General features: G+C 48.9%; 12 protein-coding genes and 1 pseudogene. 12 read left to right on the top strand and 1 reads right to left on the bottom strand.

The annotated features are described in order from the left end of the window. From Q0200_RS01780 to Q0200_RS01725, 12 genes and pseudogenes are all read left to right on the top strand, one after another. Nucleotides 1–877: pseudogene (locus Q0200_RS01780) on the top strand (carbamoyltransferase HypF); the annotation flags it as partial. 51 nt (nt 878–928) lie between these two features. After that, entirely contained in the window at nt 929–1,342 is a 414-nt protein-coding gene (gene nikR, locus Q0200_RS01775) for a nickel-responsive transcriptional regulator NikR (RefSeq protein ID WP_297937036.1), read from the top strand. A gap of 131 nt (nt 1,343–1,473) precedes the next feature. Continuing rightward, nucleotides 1,474–2,658 carry a Na+/H+ antiporter NhaA gene (gene nhaA, locus Q0200_RS01770; RefSeq protein WP_297937034.1) on the top strand — a complete coding sequence of 395 codons (1,185 nt, stop codon included), beginning with the start codon at nt 1,474–1,476 and terminating at the stop codon, nt 2,656–2,658. A gap of 4 nt (nt 2,659–2,662) precedes the next feature. Beyond that, nucleotides 2,663–3,946 carry a DUF2157 domain-containing protein gene (locus Q0200_RS01765; protein WP_297937032.1) on the top strand — a complete coding sequence of 428 codons (1,284 nt, stop codon included), beginning with the start codon at nt 2,663–2,665 and terminating at the stop codon, nt 3,944–3,946. After that, complete coding sequence (locus tag Q0200_RS01760) at nt 3,943–4,470, top strand: GDYXXLXY domain-containing protein (RefSeq protein WP_297937029.1); 528 nt, start codon at nt 3,943–3,945, stop codon at nt 4,468–4,470. Before Q0200_RS01765 ends, Q0200_RS01760 begins: the two co-directional genes overlap by 4 nt. Nucleotides 4,471–4,706: 236 nt before the next feature. Beyond that, the gene (gene hypB, locus Q0200_RS01755; RefSeq protein ID WP_297937027.1) at nt 4,707–5,513 is read left to right on the top strand and encodes a hydrogenase nickel incorporation protein HypB; all 807 of its coding nucleotides are present in this window, start codon (nt 4,707–4,709) and stop codon (nt 5,511–5,513) included. Then, a complete protein-coding gene (locus Q0200_RS01750) occupies nt 5,513–5,827 on the top strand; it encodes a HypC/HybG/HupF family hydrogenase formation chaperone (RefSeq protein ID WP_297937025.1) in 315 nt (104 codons plus the stop codon). Before hypB ends, Q0200_RS01750 begins: the two co-directional genes overlap by 1 nt. Beyond that, nucleotides 5,824–6,921 carry a hydrogenase formation protein HypD gene (gene hypD, locus Q0200_RS01745; RefSeq protein ID WP_297937023.1) on the top strand — a complete coding sequence of 366 codons (1,098 nt, stop codon included), beginning with the start codon at nt 5,824–5,826 and terminating at the stop codon, nt 6,919–6,921. Before Q0200_RS01750 ends, hypD begins: the two co-directional genes overlap by 4 nt. Nucleotides 6,922–6,933: 12 nt before the next feature. Continuing rightward, nucleotides 6,934–7,983, top strand: a complete 1,050-nt coding sequence (gene hypE, locus Q0200_RS01740) for a hydrogenase expression/formation protein HypE (protein WP_297937021.1) — start codon at nt 6,934–6,936, stop codon at nt 7,981–7,983. A 145-nt stretch (nt 7,984–8,128) separates the two neighbouring features. Further along, on the top strand, nt 8,129–8,470 hold the full coding sequence (hypA, locus tag Q0200_RS01735; RefSeq protein WP_297937019.1) for a hydrogenase maturation nickel metallochaperone HypA: 342 nt from the start codon (nt 8,129–8,131) through the stop codon (nt 8,468–8,470). 167 nt (nt 8,471–8,637) lie between these two features. Beyond that, nucleotides 8,638–8,895: a hypothetical protein gene (locus tag Q0200_RS01730; protein ID WP_297937017.1), complete on the top strand. Its 258-nt coding sequence runs from the start codon at nt 8,638–8,640 to the stop codon at nt 8,893–8,895. 74 nt (nt 8,896–8,969) lie between these two features. After that, on the top strand, nt 8,970–9,515 hold the full coding sequence (locus Q0200_RS01725; protein WP_297937015.1) for a flagellar protein: 546 nt from the start codon (nt 8,970–8,972) through the stop codon (nt 9,513–9,515). Nucleotides 9,516–10,140: 625 nt separating this feature from the next. Here Q0200_RS01725 and Q0200_RS01720 read toward each other — a convergent pair. After that, the coding region (locus Q0200_RS01720; protein WP_297937013.1) for an AsmA-like C-terminal domain-containing protein at nt 10,141–10,982 on the bottom strand (842 nt) is incomplete at its 5' end.

Below are 10,982 nucleotides of genomic sequence, written 5' to 3'. Positions count from 1 at the left end.
AAAATTTGACGAGATCGTAGCCGACTTGCACCCGCATTTTTTAAATTTGAAATGGGCGCGCGAATATGCTGTAAATTTCGGCTCAAATATCACGCAAATACAACATCATCACGCGCATTTGCTATCGGTGATTTTAGAAAACGATCTGGACGTAAAGCGCGAGTATCTGGGCTTTTGCTTTGACGGTACGGGATACGGCGCGGACGGGAGCGTCTGGGGCGGAGAGATACTAAAAGTGCGCGGCAAAGAGTACGAGCGAGTTTGCAAATTTGAAGAAATTTTGCTGATCGGCGGCGAAGCTAGCGTGAAAAATATCTGGCAGATCGCTTATGCTGCGATTTTAAAATATGATCTAGAGCGCGAGGCGGAGGCATTTTTGGCTAAATTTGAGCCCGCTAAGCTAAAAAATCTAAAAATCCTGCACGAAAAGCAAATAAACTGCGTCAAAACCAGCTCGCTTGGGCGAATTTTCGACGCGTTTGCGGCGGTGATCCTTGGGCTTGATGCCATTAGCTACGAGGGCGAGGCAGGGATGAGCCTAGAGGCGCTTTTTGACGCAAATTTGGACGCCTGCTATGAGTTTGAAATCAGGAGTGACAAAATTTGCTTTAAAGAGGCCTTTAAAAGAGCTCTAAAAGACGATGCTAAAACGGCTGCGACGGGCTTTATAAAAGGGCTCGCAAAGCTCGTAGCAGACATGGCTTGCGCGCAGTCAAACGATATCTTGCTCGCAGGCGGAGTTTTTCAAAATAAAGCCCTGCTTGAAAATGTAATTTTAATTCTTAAGCAAAAAGGTAAGAAGTATTACATAAATAAAAATTTTTCGTCAAACGACTCTTCGGTAGCCATCGGTCAAATCGCGCTTACATTAATTTAAATTAAAGTTTTCTGATGTATAATATCTAATAATTTCTTTAAGGAGGCGATAGTGGAAAATATCATAAGATTTAGCGTCTCGTTGCCAAAGCAGTTATTAGACGAACTTGACAACAAAATAAGCGCTCAGGGCTATGCTTCGAGAAGCGAGTTTACTCGCGATCTGATTAGGGAAAAAATAGTAAATGACAGCTGGAAGGACGCGGACGAGGATCTCATCGGCGTTTTGACGCTCATTTATCTACATCACCAAAATGACCTCGTCGTGAAAATGATGGACATCGAGCACAAGGCGAATCTGCATATCGCCTGCACGACTCACGTCCACGTGGATCACGATAACTGCCTAGAGACTCTGATACTGCGCGGCAAAGCAGGGTCTATCGAGAAATTTGCGGAAAAAATGGGCGGACTAAAAGGGGTTAAATTTGCAAAACTCACCAAGGCCGCCATCCCGCGCTCATAGCGCTTAAAATGCGGGCAGGTCTGATAAGCTCTATCAAATTTGCCCGCGAAAGTCTCTCTTTTATTACGCATTTATCTCTTTGACGCTAAAATTATCCAAATTGATCGTTATTTTTTATCTCAAGGTTAAATTTGAAACATATTTCTTTTAAAAATTTCGTCCAAAACGAGGCGAGTTCGGGCATCTTGCTCATCCTTGCCGCGATTTTTGCGATGATATTTCAAAACGGCTTTTTGAGCGAATTTTACAACTCCTTTTTGCGCATAAACATGGGCGTGGTTTTTGGCGAATTTAGCCTGCAAAAGCCGCTTATTTTGTGGGTAAACGACGGGCTTATGGCGGTTTTTTTCTTTCTTTTAGGGCTGGAGCTAAAGCGCGAGATAGTCGAGGGCGAGATGCGAAATCCCGCTCAGATCGTGCTGCCTATCGTGGGTGCGGCCGGCGGTATCGTCATGCCCGCGCTCGTTTTTTACGCGTTTAACCACGCCGATGCTTTCGCGCTAAAAGGCTGGGCGATCCCGACTGCGACGGATACGGCGTTTGCGCTGGGGCTTATCATGATCCTTGGCAAAAGAGTGCCGGCGAGTCTTAAAATTTTCCTAGTGACGCTCTCTATCATCGACGACGTTTGCGCGATTTTGATAATGGCGATATTTTACAGCGGACATCTCTCGGCAGTATCGTTTATAGTTGCCGGAGCGGCTACTTTGGGGCTTTTAGCCTTAAATTTGGCCGGCGTAAATAAAAAAGCCTGCTACGTGATTTTGGGCATTATCCTTTGGGTGAGCGTGCTAAAATCAGGCGTACATGCGACGTTAGCGGGCGTCGTGGCGGCATTTTTCATACCGCTTAAGGCAAAGGAGGGCGAGGGCTCGATGCTAAAGCAGATAGAGCATGACCTGCACGGTTACGTCGCCTTTTTCGTGCTGCCGGTGTTTGCCTTCGTAAATGCTGGCATCTCGCTAAAAGGCATCGGGCTGGAGCAGATTTTCCACCCCGTATCGCTAGGCGTCATCTTGGGACTATTTGCGGGCAAGCAGCTTGGGGTGTTTGGATTTTGCTTTCTTGCGATCAAATTTAAGCTCGCAAAGCTACCAAAATACTGCAACCCGGCTCAGTTTTACGGTCTTTGCTTGCTTACCGGTATCGGCTTTACGATGAGTCTTTTTATAAATTCGCTCTCCTATCACGACACTTACGAGTTTGCGTACGCCGATAAGCTCGCGGTGCTAATCGCATCGCTGATCTCGGGTGCTACGGGCTATGCGGTGCTCTACTGGGCGGGGCAACACAGGATAATGAAATGCGTGGAGTAGAAAAATGATGATATTTCATAAAAATTTTCTCGCAGACGAGCTTGCGAAGTGGCGAGAAGAAGGGCTGGTAAGCGATGAGGCGGCGCGCAAGATAGCGGCTAGATACGATATAGATTTATCGGGCGCAAACGAGCGGCGAAGCTTTATATTAAAGCTCGTCGCGTATCTGTTTTTGGCGCTTTCGCTATTTACTCTAGTTGGCGCAAACTGGGAGGAGTTGCCGCGCGCGCTAAGGCTAATCATCGTGCTTGGCATACTCGCGGCGGTAAATTTTAGCGGAGTTTTGGCGCAGAAAAACGGCAAAGAGACGCAGGCTACGACGCTGTTTTTTCTGGGTAACTTTTGCTACGGCGCGGCGATCGTTTTAGTCGCGCAAATTTACCATCTAGGCGAACATATGCCAAACGGCGTGCTGCTGTGGGCTGTCGGAGCTTTAGCGCTCGGGCTTGCTACGCGTAAATCCATCATCACGCTTCAGGCTCTTATTTTGGGGCTTGTTTGGTTTTTGATGGAGTTTGAGTTTAGCGGCGTTTCGCATGGATTTTTGCTGTTTATAGTAGCTTCGGCTGCGGTGCTTTGGCGCGATGACTCGCGTCTACTGACCGCTGCGCTTTTTGCGAGCGTGTTTGCTTATATCGTCTCTTTCGTGCTTTACGAGAGGTATTTTCTAGCTGATTTGCACGTGGAGGACGCGTTTTACGGCGTTCATTTTTTTGCGCTTAGCTACTGCTTGCTAGCCGTTTGCTCTTCGTTTTTGCTTGAGAGAGCGGGTAAATTTGAACTCGCGTTTTATCTCAAAACCGTCGGCATCGTCTGTGGCGCTGGTATCTTGTGCTTTGATATGTCGCTTTACGAGGACTTGCATTTTTCGCGTCCATGGCCTTACGGCACCCGGAACTACGAGAATGTTTGGAACGGCGTTACATTTTTAAAAAGCGTGTTTGGAGCGCTATTTGCCGTATTTTGCGCGGCCTCTTTGGGACTTGCGTTTTACTTTAAAAAATACGCCGCCGCAATAGTCGGAGCGCTTTTGGTCGCGCTACCGTTTATCTTGGACGCGTTTGCGGGCTACGAGGAGGGCGTGTTTTCGCTCATCGGCGTTTGCGTTGCGGTAGCTCTCATCAAACAAAATAATATGAAATTCGGCATCGCGCTCATCTTTTGGGTGGCGTTCGTGCGATATGTCGATCTAGTGGGCGATTACGTCAGCGCCAGCGCGCTGTTTTTGGTGTTTGCGCTGGTGGTGCTCGGGGTATCTAGGATCTCTAAAAAAAGGAGCGCGAGATGAAACTAAAGCTGATTTTTGCTGCCGCGGTATTTCAAATTTTAGCCGTGGTAGCGATGCTTGCGTATGCGTACGCGCCTATATATTTTGGTAAAGAGATCTTGCTGCAAACTACGCTTTACGATCCGCGCGATATGTTTCGCGGCGATTACGTGCGCCTTAGCTACGGCTTTGCGGACGTTTATGAGCTGGATAAAAGAGACTCAAATTTGAGAAAAAGGCAGCAGCTGCACGGTAGTAAAATTTACGCTATCTTAAAGCAGGACAAAGACGGCAAATATAAATTTGACAAATATAGCTTCGAGCGACCTAACGGCGGGACGTTTTTAGCCGGCAGGGTTGATTATAATACCGCAAATTTCGGCATCGAGGCCTTTTTTATGCCGCCTAAAAAGGCGCAGCAGATGGAGCGAGATATGATGGAGTTTAACGCCACGGCAGTCATCAGCGTGATGGATAACGGCAAAGCCCGCATAAAGGATATCGTAGTAGAAAAATCAAACGCGGGCAAGTCTCGCGGACATTAAATTTATCGGCAAAGAGGGCTAAATTTGACTAGGCTAATCCGAACTCAAATTTAGCCTAAGCCATAGAATTTGACGTGGCTTAAATTTGAGTCAAATTTAACTAATCTCTCCGTCGCCGCAAAAATCTCAAAATATAAATAAAACGCAACGAAATAATATCCGCAAGGTATGAAACTAAAGCAATTTTTTAACATCTAAGAGTATAATAACCCCAAAAATCGCTAAGGAGAAACAAAATGTGTAAAGATTGCGGATGCTCGCTCGGCGGGCACGATCACGCCCACACTCACGCAGACGGCACGACTCACTCTCACGCTCACGATCACGGCGCCGAGCACGGACACGGCGCGGCCCACGAGCATAGCCACGGCCACGCGCACCCTGCGCTAAACGAGAGCAAAACCGTCGAAGTGATAACTAAAATTTTATCCCAAAACGACGAAGAGGCCGCGCACAACCGCGCTCATTTGGACGAACACGGGATTTTGTGCGTAAATCTCATGAGTAGCCCCGGCAGCGGCAAAACTACGCTTCTTGAAGCCACGATAAAAAGCGGTAAATTTAAAATCGGCGTCGTAGAGGGCGATCTAGAAACCAACCAAGACGCCAACCGCATAATAAAAGCAGGCGGCAAAGCCCATCAGATCACGACCGGGCAGGCATGTCATCTCGATGCCTTTATGGTGCACGAGGGGCTTCATCATCTGCCGCTAGAGGGCCTTGATATAGTTTTTGTTGAAAACGTCGGCAACCTCGTTTGCCCCGCTAGCTACGACGTTGGCTCGCACTTTAACGTCGTGCTGCTCTCAGTACCTGAAGGCGACGATAAAGTGGCTAAATACCCGGTCATGTTTCGCGCCGCCGATCTCATCGTGATAACCAAAACTTCGCTATTGCCGCATTTTGAATTTGATGTGAAAAAAGTCGTCAAAGAGGCTCGCAAGCTAAATCCGAAAGTCGACGTCATCGAACTAGACGCAAAAACGGGCGAAGGCATGGAGAAGTGGCTAAATTTCTTAAAATTTAAAAAAGAGCTTAGATAATGTGCCTCTCAATCCCGTCAAAAGTGGTCGCGATCGACGAAGATAACGTCGCTACCGTCGAGACGCTAGGCGTGAGTCGCCGCGTGAGCCTCGATCTCATCGCCGAGCCCGTAGCCGTGGGCGAATACGTGCTCATCCACGTCGGCTACGCGATGGAAAAAATCGATACGAAATTTGCGCTAGAGAGTATCGAAATCTACCGCCAAATCGCCAAAGATATGCAAAGCGGACAAATCAGCGCGGACGAAGGCGACGCCGGGCTAGGCGCCATGCAAGCGGCGGCAAATACGCCAAACGCGAAGGAAAAAGCGTGAATCTAATCAATGATTTTCGCGATAAAGAGCTTATTTTGGCGCTTTCAAAACTCATCAAAAAAGAGAGCGTAAAACCGCTAAACATCATGGAAATTTGCGGCGGACACACGCACTCGATCATGAAATTTGGTCTACCGCAGCTAGTGGGCGAACATATAAATTTCGTCCACGGCCCGGGCTGTCCCGTCTGCGTGATGCCAAGGAGCCGCATAGACGAGGCGATAAAACTAGCCCAGATGCCGGGCACTATCCTCTGCACTCTAGCCGATATGCTCAGAGTCCCTGGCTCAAACACCAGCCTACAAAAGCTGCGAGGCGAAGGCTGCGACATCAGAGCGCTATATAGCCCGCTAGACTGCATCAAAATCGCGCGCGAAAATCCCGAAAAGAGCGTGATATTTTTTGCGATCGGGTTTGAGACGACGACGCCTATGAGCGCAAATTTAGTCCAAAAGACGCTAGAACTCGGGCTAAAAAATCTATTTTTCCATATAAATCACGTTACGGTCCCCGCACCCGTACGAGCGATCCTAAACGACGAAGACGTCAAGATCGACGCGTTTTTGGGACCTAGCCACGTGAGCGTGATCACGGGATATGGCATCTACGAGAGCATCGCTGCGGAGTATAAAAAGCCTATCGCGGTTAGTGGATTTGAGCCGCTTGATCTGATGGACGGCATCCTAAACCTAGTCCGCCAGCAAAACGCGGGCACGCACGAGGTCTATAACGAATACGCCAGAGTCGTCACGCGCGAGGGCAATCAAAAAGCAAAGGCGCTCATAGACGAGTTTTTCGAGCCGTGCGACTTCTCTTGGCGCGGTCTTGGCGCGATCGCGCAAAGCGGTATGAAGCTGCGCTCCGAGTACGCCGAGCTTGACGCGAGGGTCAAATTTGACTGCAGCGTGCAAAGCAAAGGCGAGAGCAAGGCCTGTATCTGTCCTGAAATTTTACGCGGGCGTGCAAAGCCGTTTGACTGCAAAATTTTCGCCAAAGCCTGCACGCCAAAAACTCCCGTGGGTTCGTGCATGGTCTCTAGCGAGGGCGCATGCGCGGCATACTACAAATACGGCGACGTCAAAAGCGCGGGCTAAGAGGAGGCAAATTTGAGCAAGATAATGCTAAGCCATGGCGGCGGCGGCGAGGAGATGAACTCGCTCATAAACGAGACGATTTTTAGGATATTCGACAATGAAATTTTGCGCGAGAGCAACGATAGCGCGATACTAAATTTTGGTGATTTTCGCGCAGACGAAAAGGCTGGCGACTCGGCAAATTTGATGCCTAAATTTAACGGCAAACTAGCCTTTAGCACTGATAGTTTCGTGGTTACGCCGATATTTTTTAACGGCGGCGACATCGGCAAGATCGCAGCGTGCGGCACGATAAACGACCTAGCCATGGTCGGCGCCGAGGCAAAGTACCTAAGCTGCGCGCTAATCGTCGAGGAGGGCCTAGAGATCTCTGAGCTAGAGCGCGTGCTAGGCTCACTAGCCGCGGTCGCTCGCGAAAACGGCGTGCGGATCGTTTGCGGCGATACGAAGGTCGTACCGCGCGGCAAATGCGATAAAATTTTTATCAACACGAGCGGTATCGGCGAGATCGTCTGCGAGGGCGTGGAGCTAAAAAGCCTGCGCGCGGGCGCAAAGATCCTGATCTCGGGCGACGTGGGCAGGCATGGCGCCGTGGTGCTGGCTAGCCGCGAGGAGCTCGATTTGCAAAGCGAGCTAAAAAGCGACTGCAAAGCGCTAGTAGGCGTAGTAAAGGCGCTGATTGCTGGCGGCGTGAAGCCCCTGTGTATGCGCGACGCGACGCGCGGCGGACTCTCGGCGGTGCTAAACGAATGGGCAAAATTTAGCGGCCTAGACATCCTCGTGCGCGAGGAGGATATTAAGGTTAGCGACGAAGTGACAGGCGTTTGCGAGCTGTTTGGCTTTGAGCCTTATGAGCTAGCCAACGAGGGTACGTTCGTGCTAGCCGTAGATGAAAAAGATGAGGCGCGCGCGCTTGAGATTTTGCGCAAATTTGACGCTAACGCGGCTTTGATCGGCGAGATTTTAGGCGCTGCAAACGGCCGCGTCATCTTGCAAAATGCATATGGCTCGAAGCGCTTTTTAGAAGCGCCGAAGGGCGAGTTGCTACCGCGAATATGCTAGGCACAGCAATGGATAGATCAAATTTAATCTCATTGACTTTTGAGGCTTGGACGGCACGAGAGCGGGCTCGCAAAATTTATAAAATTTGCACCTTAGACGCGTGCGTAAAAATAAAATCCGCTCCGTCCGCAAGCGAGGCAAATCGATGCACGAACTAAGTATAGTGCAAAGCCTAGTCGCGCTTTGCGAGAAAAACGCCGCCGCAAACGGCGCAAAAGAGGTCGTGCGCCTTGAGGTGCGTATCGGGCGGCTAAGCGGCGTCGAGCCTCACTATTTAGAAAGCGCGTTTGAGGTTTATAAAACGGGCACAATCTGCGAAAATGCCGAGCTTGCGATCATAGTGCAAAACATCTCCGTGGAGTGCAAAAGCTGCGGCTTTAGTGGCGAGCTAAGCGAAAACGACTTCACTTGCCCGACCTGCGGCTCACAGGAGCTTGAGGTCACGGGCGGCGAGGATATGCACCTCATGCGCCTTGAGATGCGGTGATTTTGCCGCAAATTTTAGCTCAAATTTGATACTTAAATTTGAGCGATTTTTAAAATTTGTTTCCAAAAACGCGGCAAATTTTACGCATTTTCCACTCTTTAAAACGCTGTAAAATAAATTTAAAAAGAAGCTAAATACCTAAATATTCATTTGAAACCATAGAGCAAATGCTGCTAAAATGCGTCCTTGAGGGCGGCGAGCCCGAGTTTGGTTTTCATCTGCTCGGTGCAGAATATATGATCATCGCCTATGCGGATCGCTGCTCGTTTCAAAGGTGCTCGGACGAGCCCGGCGCAAACGCGAGCGGCGAGCGGTATTTCGCCACGCTGCGAGAACTCTACGCCGCGCCTCAGATAGACGGGCAGTCGCTCAAAGAGCTTTGGAGCGAGGCGGATGATTTTTACTGCTTTGATTTTGAGTCGTGAGACCGCGAGATTTTATGCGGCGGCGCGGGTAAATGCGCGGATAAATTTAGCTAAATAAATTTGAAAGGAAATAAATGGGTTCTGCTTGGAATTACAGCGCGAAAGAGTGCAGCGCGGACGGTAAATTTAGCGCGGAATTTGAAGGCCATGAGATAGCTATGGGTGCGCCGAGTCTGGGCGAGCTACGGCTTTACGCGAGCGCTGAGCTTTTGCGAGGCGGCGTAAATTTGCAAAGCGGATTTAACGGCGACGCAAACGCGGAGGCACAAGGTTTAAATTTGAAGCGCGAAGAAAGCGATAGTAAGAGCGAAAACGTAAATTTTAGCCAAAGCGGCGAGAGTGAGCAAGTTTTACTTAGCGAGCAAGCTACGGCGTGTTTTATGTTTTCGGACGATTCGCGGTTTTTGGCATTTGCCGAGTGGACGGCTCATAAAATGCAGCAAGTAAAGGTACTGCGGCTAGCGGACATGAGCCTAAAAACCGTTGACGGACTCCAAAGAGTCGCGGAGTTTTTATCTTTTAAGGACGGTTTGCTGGAGATTTTGGACTCGCCGATTTTTATGCCCGAAAGCTTTTGGGTGGACGTTCGCGAGCTTTTTGACGATGAAATCAAAAGCTAAATTTGATGCCTAAAACGCCCGAGCCGCTAGCGAAAAATTTAAAAAACAAGCAAATTTAATAAAATTCGTAGTCCCGGCAAGACGGCGCCAAACCCCAAAACCCGCCGTAAATTTACAAGAAATGTGCAAAATCTACGGCCGGCGCTCTAATTTTATAGGGGCCGTTTTTTGCCCAGAGCGCGTTTGGCGCGTATGTATACTACATCTACGCCGTTTTTGTCTTGCTGGCCTTGGTGTCGCTTTTATCAAATTTGACGCGGGCGCGATTTTTGGCTTTGCGGCGCGAAGTATCGCAGCGACGTTTAGCGTTTTGCTCGCGTTTTTCACGGCCTATAAAGATTACAAATTTATAAAAATCCGCAGCGAGCCCACTCTATTTTAAGGGCGAATTTTTTGCCATGCGGTCATTGACGCTACGATTTTGGGCTTTATTTTTGACTCCGTTTTTGGCGGCATTTAAGTGTAGCGCTCATGCTTGCCGTTCAAAAATAGCAAAGATCGCAAATTTGATTAAATTTGCCAATAGCCCGCGAACGCCTTGCATAGGCTAGCTGCGCAGAGTATCAATTTTGGCTTCAAATTTAACCCGCAAACTAGCAGCGCAGAGGCTTACGGCTCGTCAAATTTACTCAAATATCAAAAACGGCGCTTCAAGTACGTTTCTAATTATCTTAAACGGCGAGAGTAGTGCGTCTTGCAGGATTTGCGTCGAGTACTGCGGCTTTTGCAGAGTTCCGCGCACCTTGATGACTGTCGAGAGCGTGCGGTCTTTGCCTAGCACGATCTGATTTATGAGCGGGATTTTGTCGATGATGGAGCTGGCGTCCTTTAGCAGCTTTAGCTCCAGATCCACGTCGATCTCTTTGGTCGCGAGATTTATCGTGCCGTGTCCGCCGATATCGGCGCTCGAGCTCTCTAACTCGATAGCTAGAAACTTTAGCACATCTCCCTTTTTCTCAAATAAAATTTTGCCAAATTTCACGGGATACCCGTCCGCACCGAAGTCTGGCGTTTTAAACACGAGCAGGGACGGTACGGAGTTTAAAAACGTCAGAAGCTGGTTGTAAAACGTATAGTCTTTTAGCGTGGCGCCGATTAGCCTTGCTTCGCCTTTAAAATCATCGGTACTTTTGCCTAAAACGCGCATTTTAAAGCTGCCGCCCTCAAAGCTTTTGATGTTAAAGATCGAGTTGATAAACTCGCCCCTGATGTCGTTTGCCGACATTTCAAATTTTTTGTCCGATTTTATGAGCGAAAAGTTACCGCGAGCGGGCTTTGCATCAAATCTCACCGTCCCGCCCGCACTCTGACCGCTGTAGGCTAGCAGGTCTAGAGTTGCGTTGAAATCATTTAAAATCAGCTTCGAACCCTTGGCCTCAAACTCGATGTCGCCGTCCTTTTCGCTCAAATTTTCTCCACCGCTAAGCGCCAGATCAAGCTCCTTTATAAAAAGCTCCGTTTTGCCGC

Source organism: uncultured Campylobacter sp., assembly GCF_938045225.1.
Lineage (GTDB): Bacteria > Campylobacterota > Campylobacteria > Campylobacterales > Campylobacteraceae > Campylobacter_A.
The sequence above is the reverse complement of the archived record's forward strand: the minus strand, read 5'-3'. Positions and strand labels throughout refer to the sequence as shown.